At 67.4% G+C, this 20,092-nt stretch carries 19 protein-coding genes; 9 read left to right on the top strand and 10 right to left on the bottom strand.

Features of this window, described 5'->3' with window-relative positions; genetic code table 11:
* Positions 1-146 precede the first annotated feature (146 nt).
* The 5 genes from A7D17_RS01700 (at position 147) to accC (ending at position 5,662) form a co-directional block, all read left to right on the top strand.
* Positions 147-2,306, top strand: coding sequence for a prolyl oligopeptidase family serine peptidase (locus A7D17_RS01700; protein WP_425479554.1), 2,160 nt, complete (start codon positions 147-149; stop codon positions 2,304-2,306).
* 505 nt (positions 2,307-2,811) lie between these two features.
* Entirely contained in the window at positions 2,812-3,258 is a 447-nt protein-coding gene (gene aroQ, locus A7D17_RS01705) for a type II 3-dehydroquinate dehydratase (RefSeq protein ID WP_064507518.1), read from the top strand.
* Between the two features lie 97 nt (positions 3,259-3,355).
* The gene (gene accB, locus A7D17_RS01710) at positions 3,356-3,847 is read left to right on the top strand and encodes an acetyl-CoA carboxylase biotin carboxyl carrier protein (RefSeq protein WP_064507519.1); all 492 of its coding nucleotides are present in this window, start codon (positions 3,356-3,358) and stop codon (positions 3,845-3,847) included.
* Positions 3,848-3,923: 76 nt separating this feature from the next.
* Positions 3,924-4,253, top strand: coding sequence for a four helix bundle protein (locus tag A7D17_RS01715; protein WP_239692119.1), 330 nt, complete (start codon positions 3,924-3,926; stop codon positions 4,251-4,253).
* Positions 4,254-4,294: 41 nt separating this feature from the next.
* Entirely contained in the window at positions 4,295-5,662 is a 1,368-nt protein-coding gene (accC, locus tag A7D17_RS01720) for an acetyl-CoA carboxylase biotin carboxylase subunit (protein WP_064507521.1), read from the top strand.
* 342 nt (positions 5,663-6,004) lie between these two features.
* Here the strand turns inward: accC and A7D17_RS01725 are convergent, their stop codons facing one another.
* A complete protein-coding gene (locus A7D17_RS01725; protein ID WP_064507522.1) occupies positions 6,005-6,370 on the bottom strand; it encodes a hypothetical protein in 366 nt (121 codons plus the stop codon).
* The gene (locus A7D17_RS01730) at positions 6,367-7,290 is read right to left on the bottom strand and encodes a hypothetical protein (protein ID WP_064507523.1); all 924 of its coding nucleotides are present in this window, start codon (positions 7,288-7,290) and stop codon (positions 6,367-6,369) included. Before A7D17_RS01730 ends, A7D17_RS01725 begins: the two co-directional genes overlap by 4 nt.
* A gap of 1,252 nt (positions 7,291-8,542) precedes the next feature.
* On the opposite strand from A7D17_RS01730, the gene prmA reads away from it, so the two are divergent.
* Positions 8,543-9,463 carry a 50S ribosomal protein L11 methyltransferase gene (gene prmA / locus A7D17_RS01740; protein WP_064507525.1) on the top strand — a complete coding sequence of 307 codons (921 nt, stop codon included), beginning with the start codon at positions 8,543-8,545 and terminating at the stop codon, positions 9,461-9,463.
* Between the two features lie 12 nt (positions 9,464-9,475).
* Here prmA and A7D17_RS01745 read toward each other — a convergent pair whose 3' ends face one another.
* Entirely contained in the window at positions 9,476-9,973 is a 498-nt protein-coding gene (locus A7D17_RS01745; protein ID WP_064507526.1) for a hypothetical protein, read from the bottom strand.
* A 144-nt stretch (positions 9,974-10,117) separates the two neighbouring features.
* Here A7D17_RS01745 and A7D17_RS01750 point away from each other — a divergent pair, with 144 nt between their 5' ends.
* The 3 genes from A7D17_RS01750 (at position 10,118) to fis (ending at position 12,519) form a co-directional block, all read left to right on the top strand.
* Positions 10,118-10,495 carry a helix-turn-helix domain-containing protein gene (locus tag A7D17_RS01750; RefSeq protein ID WP_064507527.1) on the top strand — a complete coding sequence of 126 codons (378 nt, stop codon included), beginning with the start codon at positions 10,118-10,120 and terminating at the stop codon, positions 10,493-10,495.
* A gap of 447 nt (positions 10,496-10,942) precedes the next feature.
* The gene (locus tag A7D17_RS25150; protein WP_082861650.1) at positions 10,943-12,130 is read left to right on the top strand and encodes a DUF3426 domain-containing protein; all 1,188 of its coding nucleotides are present in this window, start codon (positions 10,943-10,945) and stop codon (positions 12,128-12,130) included.
* A 116-nt stretch (positions 12,131-12,246) separates the two neighbouring features.
* Positions 12,247-12,519: a DNA-binding transcriptional regulator Fis gene (fis, locus tag A7D17_RS01760; RefSeq protein WP_011035757.1), complete on the top strand. Its 273-nt coding sequence runs from the start codon at positions 12,247-12,249 to the stop codon at positions 12,517-12,519.
* Positions 12,520-12,771: 252 nt separating this feature from the next.
* Here the strand turns inward: fis and A7D17_RS01765 are convergent, their stop codons facing one another.
* From A7D17_RS01765 to A7D17_RS01795, 7 genes are read right to left on the bottom strand one after another with little or no spacing between them, the layout of a single operon-like run.
* Entirely contained in the window at positions 12,772-13,746 is a 975-nt protein-coding gene (locus A7D17_RS01765) for a phosphatidate cytidylyltransferase (RefSeq protein WP_064507528.1), read from the bottom strand.
* Complete coding sequence (locus A7D17_RS01770) at positions 13,743-14,375, bottom strand: lysophospholipid acyltransferase family protein (protein WP_064507529.1); 633 nt, start codon at positions 14,373-14,375, stop codon at positions 13,743-13,745. Before A7D17_RS01770 ends, A7D17_RS01765 begins: the two co-directional genes overlap by 4 nt.
* The gene (locus A7D17_RS01775; RefSeq protein WP_064507530.1) at positions 14,372-15,016 is read right to left on the bottom strand and encodes a CDP-alcohol phosphatidyltransferase family protein; all 645 of its coding nucleotides are present in this window, start codon (positions 15,014-15,016) and stop codon (positions 14,372-14,374) included. The genes A7D17_RS01770 and A7D17_RS01775 overlap by 4 nt, the downstream gene beginning before the upstream one ends.
* Positions 15,016-16,518: a TIGR04222 domain-containing membrane protein gene (locus A7D17_RS01780; RefSeq protein WP_064507531.1), complete on the bottom strand. Its 1,503-nt coding sequence runs from the start codon at positions 16,516-16,518 to the stop codon at positions 15,016-15,018. Before A7D17_RS01780 ends, A7D17_RS01775 begins: the two co-directional genes overlap by 1 nt.
* A complete protein-coding gene (locus A7D17_RS01785; RefSeq protein WP_064507532.1) occupies positions 16,515-16,961 on the bottom strand; it encodes a hypothetical protein in 447 nt (148 codons plus the stop codon). The genes A7D17_RS01780 and A7D17_RS01785 overlap by 4 nt, the downstream gene beginning before the upstream one ends.
* Complete coding sequence (locus A7D17_RS01790; RefSeq protein WP_064507533.1) at positions 16,958-18,295, bottom strand: phosphatase PAP2/dual specificity phosphatase family protein; 1,338 nt, start codon at positions 18,293-18,295, stop codon at positions 16,958-16,960. The genes A7D17_RS01785 and A7D17_RS01790 overlap by 4 nt, the downstream gene beginning before the upstream one ends.
* A complete protein-coding gene (locus A7D17_RS01795) occupies positions 18,292-20,046 on the bottom strand; it encodes a bifunctional alpha/beta hydrolase/class I SAM-dependent methyltransferase (RefSeq protein WP_064507534.1) in 1,755 nt (584 codons plus the stop codon). Before A7D17_RS01795 ends, A7D17_RS01790 begins: the two co-directional genes overlap by 4 nt.
* Positions 20,047-20,092 lie beyond the last annotated feature (46 nt).

The following is a 20,092-nucleotide window of genomic DNA, read 5'->3' on the forward strand; positions in this document are numbered from 1 at the left end:
GGCCGCATCCGGTTATTTTTATTTTTGTATAGAGTCACTGCAGCGCGAACGGATTTTTCTCGGCGCACATTTCTCAACATTACTCACCACGCGGTCACAACGCGATATTCGACTTTATGCTGTCGCCCCCTCTCGGCGATGGCAATATGATGCCCCCCACGTCCAGCCTTTTCGGCGCAGCGTTGTTTCTTGCCGGCATTGCAGGTGCCCATGCAGCACCTGCGACACCCGGCATTACGGCTACCGCACCCACCGCCACCACCGCAGACCCGTATCTGTGGCTGGAGGATGTCACCGGCACAAAAGCGCTCGACTGGGTAAAGCAACAAGATGCACGCACCGAGAAACAACTGGCCGACACGGCCGAGTTCAAGCAGCTGGAAACACGGATCCGTGAAGTCATGGACTCGGATGCGAAGATTCCCGACGTGCAGAAGATCGGTGACAGCTATTACAACTTCTGGCAGGACAGACAGCACAAGCGCGGCATATGGCGACGGACCACGCCGGCCGAATACCGCAAGCCTGCGCCGAAGTGGGAAACCGTGCTGGATCTGGATGCCCTCAACCAGAGCGAGGGCAAGGATTGGGCATGGCAGCACGAGGACATCGACTGTCTGCGTCCGGCCTATCGCCGCTGCCTGATCACCCTGTCGCGCGGCGGTGCCGATGCCGACGTCACCCGCGAGTTCGACCTGGTCGACAAGCAGTGGGTGCAGGACGGCTTCGTCCGCCCCGAAGCCAAGGGCGAGCTCTCCTGGATCGACCAGGACACCGTCTATGTCAGTACCGATTTCGGCGCTGGCACCACGACCGACTCGGGCTACGCGCGCGTGGTCAAACAATGGAAACGCGGCACCGCCCTGGACACCGCCACGACCGTCTACGAGGGCAGCCCGCAGGATATGCGCGTGAGGGCCTTCCATGACGACACCCCGGGGTTCGCGCGGGACATCGTGATTCGCGAGTTGGGCATTCGCAACAAGCGCTGGTATCTGCGCGACCGCAGTGGACACCTGGCCCAGATCGAGGTGCCGGACTCGGCGACCAAGCAGTTGCATCGCCAATGGCTCACGCTGGAGTTGCGCGAGCCGTGGAGCGTCGGCGGCAAGACCTACGCAGCCGGCACGCTGCTGGCCACCCGGCTCGACGATTTCATGGCGGGCAAGCGCGCCTTCGAGGTGGTCTTCCAACCCACCGACACCGCCTCGCTCAGCAGTGCGGTCTGGACCCGCTCGCACCTGGTGCTCAACATCCTGGATGACGTCAAAACGCGGCTGAGCGTGCTGACGCCCGGTGCGCAGGCTTGGAAGCGCAGCGCGTTCGTCGGCGCACCCAGCTTCGGCGCTGCAGAGATCAAGGCGCTGGACAACGTCGATAGCGATGCGGTGTGGCTCACCGTCGCCGACGACCTCACTCCGCCCACGCTGTCGCTGGCGCAGATCGGCAAGCAACCGCAGCGCCTGAAAGCGCTGCCGGCGTTCTTCGATGCCAGCCGCTTCCTCATCGAGCAACACTTCGTCACCAGCAAGGACGGCACCCGCGTCCCGTATTTCCTGGTCCGCCCGAAGGCGCTGGCATTCGATGGCAGCGCACCGACCCAGCTCTATGGCTATGGCGGGTTCGAGATCCCGATGCTGCCGTACTACTCCGGCGTCATGGGACGAGCGTGGCTGGAGAAGGGCGGGGTGTTCGCGCTGTCCAACATGCGTGGCGGCGGTGAGTACGGCCCGCGCTGGCACCAGGCCGCACTCAAGCAGAACCGGCACAAGGCCTACGAGGACATGGCCGCCATCGCGCAGGACCTGATCGCGCGCAAGGTCACCTCGGCCAGGCATCTGGCCGTGCGCGGCGGCAGCAACGGCGGATTGATGGCCGGCAATATGCTGACCCAGTATCCGCAGCTGTTCGGGGCGGTCGTGATCGAAGCGCCGCTGCTGGATATGCGCCGCTATAACCACCTGCTGGCCGGCGCGTCATGGATGGACGAGTACGGCAACCCGGACACTGCAGACTGGTCGTTCATCCAGACCTTTTCCCCGTATCACCTGTTCGATCCGAACAAGACCTATCCGCCCACGATCTTCCTGACCTCCACCCGCGACGATCGCGTCCACCCCGGGCACGCACGCAAGATGGCCGCCAGGATGCTGGATGCCGGCAAGGACGCGGTGTTTTACGAAAGCATGGAGGGCGGCCACGCCAACCCTGGCGACAATGCCCAGGCCGCGCATCGTGCTGCGCTGATGTACACCTTCCTGTGGCGGCACCTCGGACGCGACACCGCGACAACCGAAGGCAGGTAGGGGCCATCGTCGGCGGGGCGCATGCTGCGCCGACGCTCGCCGGCGCGGGCATCCGGCTGGAAACGGCGTCCATCGTGCACGGTGGGTGCGCGCGGCCAGCGTGGATCCCGGTCACGGTGGCAGGCCGCTCCGGCAGCGCAGCCTGACCGATGGCGCCTCGCACGCGTGGGCGGGAACGGCCGAACTTGCTGCCGCGGGCACAGAACCCTGACGCGCGGCAGTGGAAGATGCACAGACCGGTCCCTGGACCGGCGCTGCACCACCGCCGCTGCCGGCGCCCCGGTGCGCACTGGGCGCGCGCCCGCCCGGTCAGCGGTCGGGAGGCTGCGGCCCGGCCCTGCAGGTTGCCGCAGCGGGCCGCCTGGGCAGACGTCCTGCGTACCTGACCGCGCCGACCATCGCCGCAAGAATTCAAGCACTTGTTTAAAACAGCTATAACTTCTGCTATCTGGACAGCATCGCCCACATCGCGCAGACTTCCGGCCTTTCCGCTCCGCTGGATCCCATGGCCCACCTGCTGCTGTTGCACGGCCCCAACCTCAACCTGCTCGGCACCCGCGAGCCAGAGGTCTACGGGCGCACCACGCTGGCGCAGATCGATGCGGCTCTGGTGGACCGCGCGCAGGCGGCCGGGCATGCGCTGAACTGCCTGCAGTCCAATGCCGAGCACGTGCTGGTGGAGCGCATCCACGCCGCCCGCGAGGACGGCACCGCCTACATCCTGATCAACCCGGCGGCCTTCACCCATACCTCGGTGGCGCTGCGCGACGCGCTACTGGGCGTGGGGCTGCCGTTCGTGGAGATCCATCTGTCCAACCCGCATGCGCGCGAGCCGTTCCGCCATCACAGCTATCTCAGCGACAAGGCCGATGGAGTGATCTGCGGCTTCGGCGCCGACAGCTACCGGTTGGCGCTGGAAGCGGTGATCGCGCGCCTGGAGCGCGACGCATGACAGGCGCCCTCCCCCCAGCGGCCACCGCGCCGAGGGTCTGACCCCATTCCGTCGGCATCCGCCGGCACTCTCCACCGATTCACCACAAGAGGCCCTTATGGATCTCCGCAAAATCAAGAAACTGATCGACCTGCTCGAAGAATCCAATCTCGCCGAAATCGAGATCAAGGAAGGCGAAGAAAGCGTGCGCCTGGCGCGCGTGCCCAAGGGCACCCAGGTGATGAGCGCGCCGGTGCAGCAGTACGCACCTGCGCCGGCCATGCAGGCGCAGGCCCCGGCGGCGGCCAGCATGCCGATGCATTCGCCCACCGAGGCCTCCACCGGTGGCGCCAAGCACGCCGCCGCGTTGCCGGAAGGCCACGTGCTGCGCGCCCCCATGGTGGGCACCTTCTACACCTCCCCGTCCCCGGACAAGCCGGCCTTCGTCAGCGTGGGCCAGGCCGTCAAGGCCGGCGACACCCTGGCGATCATCGAGGCGATGAAGATGTTCAACCCGATCGAAGCCGACGTCTCCGGCACCATCGTGGCCATCCTCGGCGAAACCGGCCAGCCGGTGGAATTCGATCAGCCGTTGTTTGTGATTGGCTGAGAGCCGGGAATCGGGAGTGGAGAATCGGGAATCGGCAAAGCGGCCTCATGAGCGTCTGGAGGCGTGGTGCGATTCCATGGAACTGGTGGAAATGATCTATCGGTTCACCGAGGGCTTTCCCGAGCACGAACGCTACGGCCTGATGGCGCAATTGCGCCGTGCGGCCGTCAGCGTCCCGTCGAATATCGCCGAGGGTGCAGCGCGGCGATCCACTCCCGATTACGCGCGGTTTCTCTCGATTGCGCGCGGCTCGCTCTCCGAGCTGGATACACAGGTTCAGATCGCCGTACGACTGGGCTACAGCAACATCGAAGACGAAGACATTGTCAGCCAGCAGGTCGACCAGGTCTTCGCCAAGCTCACTGCATTGATGAATGCCTTACGCAGACGTGGAGCCGCACCATGAGCCCGCATCTACCCATTCCCCATTCCCGACTCCCTATTCCCATGCTCGATAAAGTCGTCATCGCCAACCGAGGTGAAATCGCGCTGCGCATCCTGCGCGCGTGCCACACGCTCGGCATCCGCACGGTCGCGGTGCATTCCACGGTCGACCGCAACCTCAAGCACGTGGCCATGGCCGACGAGTCGGTGTGTATCGGCCCGGCCGCGTCCAGCGACAGTTACCTCAACATCCCGGCGCTGATCGCCGCGGCCGAGGTCACCGATGCGCAGGCCATCCATCCCGGTTACGGTTTTCTCTCGGAAAACGCCGATTTTGCCGAGCGGGTGGAAGAATCCGGCTTCATCTTCATCGGCCCCAAGGCCGACACCATTCGCCTGATGGGCGACAAGGTCGAAGCGATCCGCGCAATGAAGGCCGCCGGCGTGCCGTGCGTGCCCGGCTCGGGCGGCCCGCTGGGCGATGACATCGTGGCCAACACCAAGGTGGCGCGCGAGATCGGCTACCCGGTGATCATCAAGGCCGCCGGCGGCGGCGGTGGGCGCGGCATGCGCGTGGTGCATTCGGAAGCGGCGTTGAAGGCGGCGATCGAAACCACCAAGTCCGAAGCCAAGGCCGCTTTCAGCAACGATCAGGTCTACATGGAGAAGTTCCTGGAAAATCCGCGTCACGTGGAAATCCAGGTGCTGGCCGACGGCCAGGGCGGTGCGATCCATCTGGGCGAACGCGATTGCTCGATGCAACGTCGCCACCAGAAGGTGGTGGAAGAAGCGCCGGCGCCGGGCATCACCGAGGAGCTGCGCAACGAGATCGGCAAGGTCTGCGTGGATGCCTGCATCCGCATCGGCTACCGCGGCGCGGGCACGTTCGAATTCCTGTTCGAAGGTGGGCGCTTCTACTTCATCGAAATGAACACCCGCATCCAGGTGGAGCACCCGGTCACCGAGCGCATCACCGGCATCGACCTGGTGTGCGAACAGCTGCGCATCGCTGCCGGCCACAAGCTCAGCATCAAGCAGAGCGACATCGTGCTGCGCGGGCATGCGATCGAGTGCCGCATCAACGCCGAAGACCCGGAAACCTTCATGCCCAACCCGGGCCTGATCACCGCCTTCCATCCGCCGGGCGGCCCGGGCGTGCGCGTGGATACGCACATCTACAGCGGCTACAAGGTGCCACCGAACTACGACTCGATGATCGGCAAGCTGATCGTGCACGGCCCGGACCGCGAGACCGCCATTGCACGCATGCGCGTGGCCCTGAGCGAGATGGTGGTGGACGGCATCAAGACCAACATTCCGCTGCAGCAGCGCATCATGCGCGACAAGGGCTTCCAGGCCGGTGGGCAGAACATCCACTACCTGGAAAAGCGCCTGGCCGAACGCAAGAACAAGTCGATCGCGTTGACCTGATCGCAAGCGCCATGGCACGCAACAAAAAGCCCGGGAAACCGGGCTTTTTGTTGTCTCCGCGGTGCATCGCGCCGACACTGCGTCGCGCCGCCAGCCCTCTAGCCAGCCGCTCCATGCGCAGGGCTCTAAACATCGGGCCCGGTCGCGCCCGGGCGCGCTCCTACAGAGTCTGAGGGCTCAACGCCCGGATGGCGCAGCCAGCGCCGGATCCGATCTGCAGGCCCTCGGTCGTCTGCACAGTTGAGAATGGCGAAGCTGCAGCCCCACCTACCAGCCGTTGCCGCCTGCGCGACCGGAGACGCTGCGGCTGTGCCCCTGTCGGCACGCGACACGCTGCATCGCTCAACGCCGCGGCGCAGGCGCCTGCTGGCTGCCCGGCACCGGCACGATGCCGCTGGACGAGGAGGGATCGACCACAGTCATGGTTTCGATGGAACCATCCGGCCACACCACCTGGAAGGTAGAGCCCGCCGGCAGCGTGGAAAACGGCATCGCACTGCCTGCGCGATACACCGCAGCCACCTGGCTGGCGCCATGCCGTCGCTGCTGTTCGTCGGCGCCGACGGTGGTGGACCTGATCGACAAGGGCTGATAACGGTGATCGGCGGTATCGATCATCACGATGCCCACTGCCGCAGCCGAGTACGCCACGAACAATGCCACCCACAACCAGAACTTGGCGCCATGCGCCAACCGACGGTAATTCATGACTGCGCTCCCGGATCGGACACCAATCTATCGACCATCTCATCCACCCTGTCTGCTCCCTGCCGCGGTACCGCGGCATCGAATACGAACGACACAAAATCCTGTGCGCCTTCGCGCGAGCAGATGCCCGCGTTGGCGCAGTAACTGGTAACCAGCGTGCTGTCGGCGCTGCAGTCCAGGCCCAGGCGGCATGCGGCCACCTGCCAGGCAAGCTCGGCGAACTGGTCGCCAGCCACATACCCTTCCAGACTGTCGTCGCCGCTGGCGCGCGCGCCCATTGCAGGCGACAGCGCCAGATACGCCTCCGGGTCGCGCGAGGCCAGCACGCGCTGCACCAACGCGCGCTTGTAGGTGGGCGTTGCCTGCAGCGGTTCGCCCAGGGCCAGCAAGGCTGCCTCGGCGGCCAGGCTGCCGCCGCGCGCGGCGCTTAGCCGTTGTTGCGCGACCAGGCGTGGGCCTAGGCCATCGCTGGGGACAAAGCCGGCACATCGCTGCGCCACCCGATCGCGGGCGGCGTGCATGGCTGCCACGCCTGGCGTGGCGTGCGCGGCGATCCACCCGCTATCGGCGGCATAACCGGCCGGGCTGGCGGCGTACGGCGCGCAATAGTCGTACACCCGGCTCAAGCGCCACCCGGCCTGCGCATCGCCGGCGCGCACCTGCTGCTGCAACTGCTGCGCGTAGCGGTACAGATCCGGCTGCGCATCCACCGCATCGCGATAGTTCAGTTGCAGCGCGTTGCCGCGTTCGGAAGAGGGGTGCCGCACCGGTGTTGCCGCAGGCTGGTGCACGGCCCCGACGCTGGAGGGCACGGTAGTGGCGCGCGCTGCCGGCTGCGCGCGCAGATGCCACCACCCTGCCGTCGCGAGCGCGACGGGAGCGAGCAACAGCCAGAGATGGCGGGCACGGACAAGCGGCATCACAGCGGCGACCCAGCTGCGGAAGACGCCCGCAGCAACGGCGCGGAGTCTAGCACCCGGCCGTCCACGCGGCGGCCCGCAAGCGAGCGCTGCCGGTGCGCACTGCGCAGTTGGGCGATGCCTGCAGTGCCGGCGCAGATCGGGCGATAGGCGACCGCACGGTCACCAGGCAGGCGCGAGCGTTGCCAGGAGTCGGCATGTAGCACGCGAACGCCGCAGGCCACTGCAGTGCAGTGCAGTCGATCATCGTCGATACGGCGGTCGCCTGACAGTCGCTCGCCACGTGTTGTCAGCGCTGCTGTGCGATGCGCACTTCGCTTGGGGCGCTGCGTGTGCATGGTCGCATCGCATGGCGTCGCGGTGTGGGTGTGGGTGTGGGTGTGGGTGTGGGTGTGGGTGTGGGTGCGGGTGCGGGTGCGGGTGCGGGTGCGGGTGCGGGTGAAGCGTAGCCAGTGCATGTGGAGACCTCGCAATGCCGCCAAGCTCGCAGACGTCTGCCCGACACACGGAATACGCGGCGGTCTGCGCACGAGCACTCTGATCGCAATGGGCGTATCGCTTGTGCGATATGCGCCTGGTCGCATCGCGCTCCGGGTACTGTCTCCGGCGTAGGCCTTCCATGTGGAGACGGCGCGATGCGGGGACGCTCGCGGAGGTCTGCCTGACACACGGAATACGCGGCGGTCTGCGCACGAGCACTCTGATCGCAATGGGCGTATCGCTTGTGCGATATGCGCCTGGTCGCATCGCGCTCCGGGTACTGTCTCCGGCGTAGGCCTTCCATGTGGAGACGGCGCGATGCGGGGACGCTCGCGGAGGTCTGCCTGACACACGGAATACGCGGCGGTCTGCGCACGAGCACTCTGATCGCAATGGGCGTATCGCTTGTGCGATATGCGCCTGGTCGTATCGCGCTCCGGGTACTGTCTCCGGCGCAGGCCTTCCATGTGGAGACGGCGCGATGCCGGGACGCTCGCGGAGGTCCGCCTGACAGACGGAAGGGGGTCTGCGTCGGCGCGCGAGCGCTCCTGTGGGAGGCACCCTTCGCGTGCGTGCTTCGTGCGTCTGGCAGCTTCGCGCTCCGCGTCTGGATGCAGCGTGCGTCTGGCATGTCGACACGTCTCTTGCGCATCGGCGCTTGATCCCGCCCCCGGCATCTTCCACCACGCCATGCCCCCGGCCGGGCGCGATGCCTCAGCCCGCCGCCGCGAATGGTCTACGATGCACGCCTTGCTGATTGCCGACTGCCACGATGCCGTTTCTTGAACTGACCCTGCCCTGCTCCGATACCACCCAGCCCCGCTTCCAGACCGCGCTGGAGGAGGTCGGCGCGCTGGCGGTGACCCTGCTCGACGCCGATGCCGATACCAGCAACGAGCGCGCCATCCTGGAGCCTGGCGTGGGCGAAATGCCGTTATGGAATTCGCTGGTGCTGACTGCGCTGTTCGATGGCGAGAGCGATGCGCTGGCGGTGCTTGCGGCGCTGGAAGCGTTCGACCCGGAGCTGGACTGGAGCCAGGTGGCACTGCGCATGGTCGAAGACAGCGACTGGGAACGCGCCTGGATGGATCTGTTCAAGCCGATGCAGTTCGGCACGCGCACCTTCATCGTGCCGTGGAATCACGACCTGCCCGAGGCGGCCGACACGCCGCAGGCCGCCGTGGTGCGGCTGGATCCGGGCCTGGCGTTCGGGTCGGGGACGCACCAGACCACCGCGCTGTGCCTGCGCTGGCTGGACAGCCTGGCCGGCAGCGGCGAGCTGCAGGGCCGCAGCGTGCTCGACTTCGGGTGTGGCTCGGGCATTCTGGCGGTCGCCGCGCTGAAGCTGGGCGCCGCCAGCGCGGTGGGGGTGGACAACGACCCGCAGGCGCTGCTGGCAACGGCCGACAATGCCGAGCGCAACGCCGTGGCCGCGCAGCTGGCGGTCTATCTGCCGCAGGACGAGCCGGTGCAGACCTATCCGGTGGTGGTCGCCAACATCCTGGCCTCGGCACTGGATGCGCTGGCCGACACCCTGGCCGCACGCGTGGCCCCGGGCGGCCGCATTGCCCTGTCGGGCATCCTGCACGGGCAGGAGGACGAGTTGCTGGAACGCTACGCGCCCTGGTTCGAGCAGTTGCGTTGCGAGCGCGACGAAGACTGGATGCGCATCGACGGCGTTCGCCGCAGCTGATCGCCGGCTCGCTCACCGCTGCGGGCGGCTGGCGCGGATCTGCGCGGTGGTCACCGCATCGGCCACGCTGATCGCACGCAGGCGGGTCACCACCTGCCAGCCGGCATGCTGTAACGCCGCACTGCGCCAACGCCCGGCCTGCCGGGCCGCGCCCACACGCAATCCCAGCTCGGCCAGCAACAGCGCCACCCAGGCGCCCGCCGACCACGCCTGCGCGCCGGCCAGCGCCACGCCGGCAGCCAGCACCGCAAGCGCCGCCCCCATCCCCAGCAGCGGCCAATGCCGGTAGCGCAGCGCCCAGCCACGCGGTGCCAGCGCAGCTGACCAATGCATGCCCTCGGCGATGGCGTCCCACTCCTGATCGCGTCGCCAGACCTGGTAGCAGAGCGCTCCGCGAAAGTGCGCGACCGCCGGATCCAGCGGCGAATCGGCCGGCCACGGCGCGCTCGGCGGCGGTGTCTGGCCATGCGGTTGGTCAGGTTCTGGAGTGACAGGCTCGACCATGAACATCCTCCTTGAGTTCGCTGTGATCTCGTCATCAGTGACGTCGCGACAGTATCGCAAACATATGCCGATATGAAAGACATACGAACTATCCCCAAGCGCTGCTAGGGCTATATCTCCCGGCCCTGTCCGCCTCCCATCCGGTGCCGTGTGAGCAAGCTGTACGAACGAGTACGCGAAGCCCGCAGCTTCACCAAGCTGACCCAGGAAGCCCTGGCCGGCGAGTTGGGCGTCACCCGCAGCGCAGTGGCGCAATGGGAAATGGCCGAAGGCACCGCGCCATCGGTGGAGAACCTGATCGGCCTGGCCAAGCGCAGCGGCATGGCCTTCGAATACCTGGCCACCGGCCGCGGCGAACGCGTGTTCGGCCCGCCGGTGTCGGCCATTGCCGAAGAGCCGGCCCAGTACCGCCGCCTGGACGACCAGCAACGCGTGCTGCTGGCGCGCTTCGACAGCCTGGCGCCGCGACAACGCAGCGGGCTGCTGGATCTGTTGCAGGCCGAGGGGAAGACGCGGCGGCGACGGTGAGTTTCGGGATTCGGGATTCGGGATTCGGGATTCGGGATTCGGGATTCGGGAATCGGGAATCGGGAATCGGGAATCGGGAATCGTCAGGAGCGTGCGCCGGCAGGTTGGATGGTGCTGGCGGTGCGTCGGTCTCCGTGCCTAAAAAAAAAAGCCCTGTGCGGGAGTGATCTAGTCAGGGCGGCGAGCCGCGGGCTCGGAAGGACGACCTGCGCGGTGGCCGGCGTGTCTTCGGGTGTGCGGTATTTTGAAGTTGGCGCGCGGGGTTGCAGTGTTTTTTGCCGCATCGGCGCGAGGCAGCACCTCCTGGCAACGCTGCGCGCTGCACCAACGTGAGCTGCAACTGGTAGTCGAAGCACCGGATGCGATGAGGCGCGGCGCCGGGACGTGGACGTTCGCAGCTGCGGGCGCGCGTGGTTGAATAGGGTCTTCTCCGCTGCACGCCTGCCGATGTCCGAGACTCCGCCACCGCGCCGCCCCCTGGCCACGTTCCTGCGTGCCACGCCCGCTGCCCCTGCGCTGATTCCAACGCCGGCCGTGCCACCCACCGAGCCGCTGGAACAGGCGCCGCCCGCGCCGATGGCCGAGCTGCCCCCGGCACCTGCCCAGGAACCGATACCGGCACCGCTGGCGCCACTGGCCCCAGCACCCGGCACCGACATACCTGACACCACACACGATGATGGCACGCAAGGTGCGCCGGTAGCCGGCGTCGCCGCGGGTCCAGTCGCGGCGCAGCAGGCGATGGCCAACCCGCGCCGCACGACGACACCGCCGGCTACCCAGGCGCCCCCTGTGGCGCCAGCCATCAAGGCGTCGACTCCGGCTCCGACTGCAGACCCATCTGTAGCAACTGTGTCGCCTCTGGCTTCTGCTTCATCCCCCGCCTCGCCGTCGGCTTCTGCCGCATCCCTGACGTCTGCATCGCCAGCGGTGTCGGCCCAACCGCCCGCATCGGCCGAAGACGCCTCTACCGCAGACCTGCACGCCCCTGCGGCGACACCTGCCACCGGCCGTGCCGCCGCTGCGGCCGACGCTGATGCAGTCTGGGAACCGGATGCCGCTGCCATCCATGCCGGTACCCAAGCGCCGAGTGCCACGCCGCTGCTGCCGCTGCCCACGCCCAATGCCCCGGCGTTTGCGCGACGTGGTCTCAGCCGGCCGCGGCTGCGCGCCAGCGGCCGGCAGTGGGCACTGCTGGTCGGCCTGGTGGGCGTGCTGGCCCTGCAGATCGTCATTGCCGACCGCGCACACCTGGCCGGCGATGCCCGCTGGCGGCCGGTGGTGAGCGCCGCCTGCGCGGTGCTGCGCTGCAGCCTGCCAGCGTGGCGCGAACCGGCCGCGCTGACCCTGCTCAACCGAGAAGTACGGCCGATGCCCGGGATGCCCGGCGTGCTGCAGATCCAGGCCAGTTTCCGCAACGATGCCCGCTGGGCGCAGGCCTGGCCGTGGCTGCAGCTGTCGCTGTCCGACGCCGATGGCCGGGTGATCGGCACGCGCGTGCTGGGCCCGCAGGAGTATCTGGGGCAGGCGCCGGCCGAGCAGGACACGCTCGCACCCGGTCAGGCGGTGCAGGTGGCGTTTCGGGTGCGCGAACCGGCCGCAAGCACGGCTGCCTTCAGCTTCGATTTCCGCTAAGCGACCGCAACCTGCAACCGATGGCCACATGGGCGTGGCGAGCGCGGAGGTCACGCGCTAGACTCACTCCCCCTCGCCGGCCACGCGTCCCGGCTTCGTGACACTGGGAACTTCCTTTGAACGCAGCCCCCTCTCGTCCTGACAGCAGTCGTGGCGCCCCCAAGTCGCCGCTGCGCGAACACGTGGCGCAGTCCGTGCGCCGTTATCTGCGCGACCTGGACGGCAGCGATGCGGATGATGTCTACGAGATCGTGCTGCGCGAAATGGAGATCCCGTTGTTCGTCGAAGTGCTCAACCATTGCGAAGGCAACCAGAGCCGCGCCGCAGCGATGCTGGGCATCCATCGGGCGACGTTGCGCAAGAAGCTCAAAGAGTATGGGCTGACGTAGGACGGGAATCGGGAATCGGGAATCGGGAATCGTAAGAGCATGCCGTGGCGAGACGTGGCGTGCATCGGGTTCCCACTGCGATGGGTGAGTCGACGCGGCTCAACGTTGCGGTCGGCAAGACGCCGCTGTTGGCCGAGCGGTGGAGTACGGATCTAGATCTGCACATCGCCCCCTTCCCGCGGCGCGCGATGTACACACTGCGCTTTGCTGAGGATTGACTTTCAGCGCCCAGTTGGGCTGCAGTGCAAATGCTTACGCCCAGCCGTAGCGGATCAGATGGAAGAACACCGGGGCGGCGAAGCAGACCGAGTCCAGGCGATCGAGTACGCCGCCGTGGCCTTCGATCATGTGGCCCCAGTCCTTGATGCCGCGATCGCGTTTGATCGCCGACATCACCAGGCCGCCGAAGAAGCCCATCAGGTTGGCCACCAGCGCCAGCCCGAATGCATGCCAGGGTGCGAAGGGGGTGATCCACCACAGCGCCATGCCGAGCAGGCTGGCCGACAGCACGCCGCCGATGAAACCCTCCACCGTCTTGGACGGCGACAGCTTCGGCGCGATCAGATGCCGGCCGGCCAGCTTGCCCCAGACATACTGCAACACGTCCGAGGATTGCACCACGATCACCAGGAACGCGATCAGCAGCAGGTTGCGCCCGGCATAGCCGGGGATCTCAAGGTTCAACAAGGCCGGCACGTGCGAGATGCAGAACACGCAGATCATCAGGCCCCATTGCACCTTGGCGGTGCGCTCCAGATAGCGCGTGGTATCGCCGCCGATGGTGGCCAGGATCGGCAGCACCAGGAACGCGTAGACCGGAATCAGCAGCGTGTACATGCCGTACCAGCCGGTCCACACCAGCCCGTACTGCCAGGGCAGCACGATGTAGAACGCCGCCAGCAGTGCGTAGTAATCGCCGCGCCGGGTGGGCGTGAGCGTGATGAACTCGCGCAGCGCAAACAGCGACACCAAGGCGAACAAGCCGATCACTCCGGCGCGGCCGAAGACGAACGCGATACCGACCACCCCTGCCATGACCCACCACGCGCGAATGCGTGCGACCAGGTTGTCCAGCACTGCGCTCGGGCGTTCGCGTGCGCGCCAACGCAGCGTTTCGGAAATCAGCGTGGCAATGATCAGGACCAGCGCGATGCCGCTGAACAACCACAGTGTCTGCTGATGCATCGAAGACTGCTGCAGCTGACCGCTGTACAGATACAGGCTCATGCGCGCGCCTCCAGCTGGTCCGGCGACAACGCCAGCAGCGCCTCACGCGCACGCGCCAGAAACGCGTCCTTGTCTTCGTCGGCCTCCAGCCGCAACGGTGCACCGAAGGTGGTGGTGCACAACAGCGGCAGCGGCAGCCACTTACCCTTGGGCATCACCCGCTTGAGGTTGTCGATCCACACCGGCACGAACTCCAGTTCCGGGCGCTGCCGCGCCAGGTGATACAGCCCGCTCTTGAACGGCAGCACTCCTTCATCGGGATTGCGCGTGCCCTCGGGAAACAGGATAAGCGAATCGCCGGCGTCCACTGCATCGCACAGACATTCGATCGGGTCGCGGGTGCGACGCGCCGGATCGCGCTCAATCAGCACGCCATTGAACACCGCATGGATCAGATAACGCCGCAGCGCAGTGCGTTGCCAGTAATCGGCCGCGGCTACCGGACGCACTTCATGCCGCAGGCTGGCCGGCAACGACGACCAGATCAGCACGAAATCGCCGTGGCTGGCGTGGTTACCGTAATACACGCGGCGCTCGTTGGATGGCGCGCAACCACGCCACAACGCGCGTGCACCGGTGAGCGTGCGGATGGCGCCGCTGCAGGCGCGTGCGATCAAGCGGGCAATCATGTCTGCTCCAATGTGCGCACGATCGTGCGCAGCCGTAACACCACCGTCAGCAACGCACCGGCGATCAACACCGCTAAAGCGCCGCTCAGCAACCAGGCCGCACTGCGCGGCTGGCCCATCCATTGCAGCGGCACCGCCAGCAGGGCGGCGAGCGACAACCATTGCATGCGCTGCACGCGGCTCATCGGCCCCTGCCGCGGCTCCGGCGTGCCACAGGCCAGGCCCAGCATGCGCACATAGGCGGTGGCCACGCAGCACAGCGCCGCAGCCCATCCCAACTGCGCAGCCCACGGCAGGCCCGCCTGCAGCCCATACCCCAGGCCCACGCACACCAGCACGTCGGACAGGCGATCCGGCGCGTCGTTATAGACCTCTCCCGCGCGCGAGCACATGTGCGCCTGACGTGCCAGCACACCATCCATGCGATTGCACCACAGCCGCCCCTGCAGGCCGAGTATCGCCAGCAGCAGTGGCATCACGCCTTCGCGTGCGGGAGCACTCACGCCAACGTAGAACATCAGCCCTGCCATGGCGGCAAAGGCGATGCCCACCCACGACACGCCATTGGGCGTGGCCCCGCGCCCGCGCAAGGCGCGTGCCCACCGTCGCCGCCATTGCTGCTGTTGCTGTCCGCGCTGCATCAGTCGCCTCCTCCGCCGCAGCCACCGCAGCCGCCACCACCGTCGCCGCCCCCATCACCGCCGCTGTCGCCCCCAGCTCCACCGCCGCAACTGCTGCTGCCACTGTCACCACCGTGGCCATGCGGCGCACGCATGCTGTGGTAGTCCGCCCAGGGCGTGCCGATCAGCACCACCGTGCCGTACAGCGCCAATGCATCGCCAAAATTACCGGGATCCCCGCCAGTCTGCGCGGCATCGCGCGGCTGTGCCTGACGCAGCGCCTCCAGGCGCGCGTCGCCGGTCAGCGTGCGCCGCACGGGCACCAGCGCAAATCCCAGCACCAGCAGCGTGACCAGCACCATCAGGCAGAGCAGATACCCGATTGGGTGATGGCCCTGCACGCCGATGATCAGCTTGCCTAGACCAAGCAGCCACACCAGCGCCACCGGCACGGTGCACGCCAGGCGAACCTTGTACGACGCCCATCGACTCAGCCACAGGCCCTTGTCGATCAGGCGCTGCTGCAGCGGTGCGGCCAGCGCGCGTAATTCGCGCAGGGCCAGCACCGGGTCCTGCGTGCTGCGCAGGATCTGCAGCGGCGGTTCCAGCGCAGGCGGCACTGCCACCTGCGATTGACAGCACACCCGTTGACGGGCCGGTCGCGCTTCGTCGCGATCCAGAGACACGGCATTGCGCACCAACAACTCGGTGAACCACAGGTCGGCCACGCGATCGGCGCCGCCGCTCAGATAGGCCAGCTCGCCGGGCTCCAATGCTCCGGCGGTGCGACCGCGCCGCAGCACCCGCCGCAGCCATGCCGCCATTGACCAGGCCAGGCCAATCAGCGCGATGAATACCGGCAGGAAATAGGCGCCGCGCCAGTGCAGCAGTGACACGGCATTGCCATTGGCCGAGCGGCAGAACATCGCCACGATCACCGCGGCGATGGCCCACCCGATCACCGCACGCGGCGATCCGCGTCCTGATCGCCGCGGTGTGCCGCGCAAGGCCTGCAAGGTGGCTTCGGCGCTGTCGCCGCGCGCTGGAGCCGCAGCGGGCAGGCGCAGGCGTGCTGGCGGCCACCACTGCGCCGGTGGCTCGCCGAAGTGCTGGCGATAACGCTCCAGCGTCTGCTGGTATTGCGCCTGAAACTGCGCCTGGTCGCCCGCGCCTCCGCGACCGGGTTGATGATGCAGGGTGGTCTGCAGCACCTGCGGGCAGAACCGCTGCCAGTACTCGCGGGTGTCGGTCAGATGCGTGTGCCAGACCTGATCGACCAACGGGCTGGGCGTGACATCGTGGGTGTCGGTGCAGGCCAGAAAGCAGAACCGTCGGTACTCTTCCACCAGTTCCTGCGCCTGCGCCACGCTGCAATGCGCCTGCCTGGCCACGCGCCGGACGAAGGCCGGCAGCGCCTGTTCGTCCTCGCCAAAGCGGTCACTGCGCAGCCGTTGCCATAGCGCCAGCTGCGCCGGCGTGGCCTGCAGCGGCTCGCACTGCCCGGGGCCATGCATGCTGCTCATCGGAAGATCCTCACGGCCAACGCCGCCGCAAACAACAGCAATTGCGTCATCACACTTGCCAGCTGCCAGTGCAGCAGGCGACGCATGCCGTTCCAGCGCGATGCCCAGTCGCGACTGGATGGCGGTGTCGCCACCAGGCCAACGGCGTGCATCGCCGCATCGAGCTGCTGCGCGGCGTCCTGCTCGCTGCCGCCGCCGTGCCCGAGATGTGCGATCGTGCCCTCCAGCAGGTCCGCATCCAGGCCCACCCGAAACGCCCAGTAGCGCTGCACCACGCCGGCCATGGCGCTCAATGCGTAGCTGACCTGGATCAGCGGCGGTGCGTCGGACACGCCGAGCAGGGCGATCGCCGCAGCCAGCAGCACCAGCGAAAAGCGATCCAGCGTTGCGCCCTGGCGCAGCACGGCGCGCATGGTGACCAGCGTCATCAGGGAGGTGTTCATCGCGGTCTCCGCTCCGGCACAGTGTCGTCGCTGTCATGGCCGCCGCACGCCGCCACGATGGCCGTGCGATGGGCGCGCCCAAGCACGATCGTCGGGCGCACCGCGCGCAGCTGCGCAATGGCCGCATCCACATCCCGGGCGCGGCCGCTGCGTACCAGCCAGCTTGCAACGCTGGCCGCACTGCGCGAATAGCCCAGCGCGCAACACACCAGCACCGCGCCCTGGGTGCGTGCGGCTTCGATGGCATCTGCGGCTGCCGCCAGGCTGGCGGGCGGCGGCGGCACCAGATCCAGCATCGGAATGACCTGGTCGTGCGGGCGTGCCGCATGCAGCGGCAGTTCGGCGCTGAGATCCACCACTGCAGCAAACCCGGCGCGCTGTGCGGGCAGCGGAATGCGGCCCAGCCAGACGTCGTCGCAGACCACGCGCGGGAGCGGGTCGCGGCGCGTCCACGCCCGCGAGTTGCACCAGGCGGCCAGCAGATACGGCGCGAACAACCAGCGCGCGGCCAGGCTCAGGCGCCCGTCGCTGCGTTTTTGAAAGCCGAGCGGGCCAAGCGCTGCGTAGTTCAGCGCGACCAGGCCCAGCGACAGGCTCAGCCACAGCGCCCACCACCCGGCGCCGCCGCTCCATCGCGCCAGCGCCGTGCTGATGAGCGCGCCCGTCAGGTACGCCGCAGCCAGCTGCCATCGGCGTGCCTCGCGTGTCGGCCGCGCCTGTGCAAAGGGCGCGGCAATGCGTTCCGGCCATAGCCACACGCATAGCCAGCCTGCCGCCAGTCCGGTGGGGATGTCCAGGAAATGATGCTGATACGTGGTCAGCACCGATACCCCGATCAGCGCGAACCAGCCGTGCAACAGCCAGCGCCACATGCCGGGCAGATGCTGCGCATAGCGCACCCACAACACCACCAGCAGCACGATGTGCAGCGACGGCGCCTGGTTGAAGGGTTTATCGAAGCCCAGCAACACCGCGAACAACCAACCGAATACGCCGTCGGTTTCCGGCCGCACGAAGCTGTAGCGCAACGGCCACAGCACAAAGCAGGCGACGCAGACCAGCTGCGCACTGAGCAGGCGCAGCGCATGCGTATCCAGTTCGCGCCGGGTCCGGCAGACGAAGAACGAGGCCGCGTAGAACAGGTCGATCGACCAGTACGGCACGATGGTCCACGGCCAGAACGGCATGCCGTGTTCCCAGTCGAACACCACCGAAGGCACGCTGCCCGCGCGCCCGGCCAGCGTATTGGCCAGGCCATAGCTGAGGAAGAAGAACGGCCCCAGCAATGCCAGCCACAGCGCGGCACGGCCGGTCGGACGCGCGTCTGGCGTCATGCCTGGATCCGCTGCGCCAGCGACACGGTGAAGATGCCGAATGCATCGATCCGCTGCGCCACCTTGCGGAAGCCTGCCGCCTCCACCAGCTCATCCATCTCCTGCTGGCTGCGCCGGCGCATCACCCAGGCCACGCCATCGCGGTGACTGGTGAGGGCGCGCGCGATGAATTCCAGCTGCGGATGCCACGGCTGGCCGGTGTAGAGCAGATAGCCACCCGGCTGCACGGCGGCGGCCACGCCGGCGAGCGAACGCGCCACCTGGTCGTTGTCGGCAAACAGCTCGTACAGGCCCGACACCACCGCCAGGGTCGGCGCCGGCTGCACCGTCGCCAATGCCGCCGGGTCGAAGGCATCGCCTTGTTCGAAGCGGGCGATATCGTCCGCGCCCAGCGTGCGGATCAACGCACTGCCCTGGGTGACGTTGAGTGGGCTGAAATCGCGTAGCACGATGGCATCGGCGCGTTGCGCACCGCTACCCAGCGCTTGAAGCACATAACGGCCGTGGCCGGCGGCCACATCGAGCACGCGTACAGGCTGGCCGGCCTGGCGCAAGCGGCCCGCCGCATCGCGCAGCAATTCGCCCAGGTGCGCGCCGCGGATGCGAATGCCGCGCCAGCCGATCGCATCGAGATAATTGCGGTCGATCAGGCGCCCGAGCGGGCCGCGTCCGCGCGCCTGGTTGCGATAGATGTAATCCAGCGTGCTGCCGGAGTCGAAACCGGTCTGCAGGCCGAGCGCGATGCCCTCGGACAGCGTTCCTCCCAGGCGTAGACCCGCCCGCACGCCGCGCCAGCGCAGATCCTGCAGGCTGTTGCGTTGCGGCGGCCAGGCCAGCCGCTCGGCTTCATCGAAACTGGGTCCGGCGCGATGTGCGTCGCGTAGGTCGGCGCGCATCGGCGGCTGTTCAAAGCGTGCCTGCACGAACGCGCGAATCGGCGCGATCGCCAGCGCGCGGTCGCGCTCGCCCAGGGTGTCGTGGAAGAACCCGGGCAACCAGTGCCGTTGCTTGATCGGGGAGCGCAGGTTTTCGTAGAAGCGGTCCTGCGGGCCGCGATGCACCACGAAGTCTGCACCGGAGACCAGCAGCTGGGTCGGCACGGTGATCGCCTGCGCATCGGCCACCACGCGATCTGCCGCCGCGTACAGGCCCAGCAGCACGCGTACCGAGATCGGGCGAGTGATCAACGGATCGCTGCGGTAGCTTTCCACGCGCTGCGCGTCATGCGTCAACCACTGCGGCTTGACGTAGCTGTTGACGAAGAAATTGCCGCGCAGCGCATGCATCAGCTTCAGCCCTGCGCGTGCAAAGGGCACGTACAGCTTGACCTTGAACGCCGGCGAGGCCAGTACCAGCGCGCGCAGTGGCGGCGCGTAGTCGTGCACCCAGGTCGCCGCGACCACCGCGCCCACGCTTTGTGCAATCACTGCGATGTCCTGCACCGCGATGCCATGCGCGCTGCCGAGATGGGCGATGAAACTGTCCAGGTCGCGCACCAGCGCCTCGAAGCCGGGCGCATCGCCGCGCGCGCCCGGCGAGCGGCCATTGCCGCGCGCATCCCAGGCAAAGAACTGCGCATCGGGCAGATCCAGCTCCTCGGCCAGATGCATCACCCGGCCGGAATGCTCATGCCCGCGATGCAGCAGCACTACCGCCTTGGGCGCCGCTCCTCCCGCCGCTGCCGGCCAATGCCGATAAAACAGCGAGGCACCATCGAAACTGGCGAACTGCCGCTCTACAACCTCACGCATGGGATCATCCTGAAAGAAAACAGTGGTAATGCAGCGGTCGTGCCGG

Source organism: Xanthomonas floridensis, from assembly GCF_001642575.1.
GTDB lineage: Bacteria > Pseudomonadota > Gammaproteobacteria > Xanthomonadales > Xanthomonadaceae > Xanthomonas > Xanthomonas floridensis.

What these genes read in the sequence shown, in the direction of transcription:
- accC (WP_064507521.1), top strand. Translation starts at nt 4,295, where the DNA reads ATGCTCGATAAAGTCGTCATCGCCAACCGAGGTGAAATCGCGCTGCGC.
- accB (WP_064507519.1), top strand. Translation starts at nt 3,356, where the DNA reads ATGGATCTCCGCAAAATCAAGAAACTGATCGACCTGCTCGAAGAATCC.
- A7D17_RS01785 (WP_064507532.1), bottom strand. Translation starts at nt 16,961, where the DNA reads ATGAACACCTCCCTGATGACGCTGGTCACCATGCGCGCCGTGCTGCGC.
- A7D17_RS01775 (WP_064507530.1), bottom strand. Translation starts at nt 15,016, where the DNA reads ATGCAGCGCGGACAGCAACAGCAGCAATGGCGGCGACGGTGGGCACGC.
- A7D17_RS01790 (WP_064507533.1), bottom strand. Translation starts at nt 18,295, where the DNA reads ATGACGCCAGACGCGCGTCCGACCGGCCGTGCCGCGCTGTGGCTGGCA.
- A7D17_RS01795 (WP_064507534.1), bottom strand. Translation starts at nt 20,046, where the DNA reads ATGCGTGAGGTTGTAGAGCGGCAGTTCGCCAGTTTCGATGGTGCCTCG.
- aroQ (WP_064507518.1), top strand. Translation starts at nt 2,812, where the DNA reads ATGGCCCACCTGCTGCTGTTGCACGGCCCCAACCTCAACCTGCTCGGC.
- A7D17_RS01745 (WP_064507526.1), bottom strand. Translation starts at nt 9,973, where the DNA reads ATGTTCATGGTCGAGCCTGTCACTCCAGAACCTGACCAACCGCATGGC.
- prmA (WP_064507525.1), top strand. Translation starts at nt 8,543, where the DNA reads ATGCCGTTTCTTGAACTGACCCTGCCCTGCTCCGATACCACCCAGCCC.
- A7D17_RS01765 (WP_064507528.1), bottom strand. Translation starts at nt 13,746, where the DNA reads ATGAGCCTGTATCTGTACAGCGGTCAGCTGCAGCAGTCTTCGATGCAT.
- A7D17_RS01725 (WP_064507522.1), bottom strand. Translation starts at nt 6,370, where the DNA reads ATGAATTACCGTCGGTTGGCGCATGGCGCCAAGTTCTGGTTGTGGGTG.
- A7D17_RS01700 (WP_425479554.1), top strand. Translation starts at nt 147, where the DNA reads ATGATGCCCCCCACGTCCAGCCTTTTCGGCGCAGCGTTGTTTCTTGCC.
- A7D17_RS01730 (WP_064507523.1), bottom strand. Translation starts at nt 7,290, where the DNA reads ATGCCGCTTGTCCGTGCCCGCCATCTCTGGCTGTTGCTCGCTCCCGTC.
- A7D17_RS01715 (WP_239692119.1), top strand. Translation starts at nt 3,924, where the DNA reads ATGGAACTGGTGGAAATGATCTATCGGTTCACCGAGGGCTTTCCCGAG.
- A7D17_RS25150 (WP_082861650.1), top strand. Translation starts at nt 10,943, where the DNA reads ATGTCCGAGACTCCGCCACCGCGCCGCCCCCTGGCCACGTTCCTGCGT.
- A7D17_RS01780 (WP_064507531.1), bottom strand. Translation starts at nt 16,518, where the DNA reads ATGAGCAGCATGCATGGCCCCGGGCAGTGCGAGCCGCTGCAGGCCACG.
- A7D17_RS01770 (WP_064507529.1), bottom strand. Translation starts at nt 14,375, where the DNA reads ATGATTGCCCGCTTGATCGCACGCGCCTGCAGCGGCGCCATCCGCACG.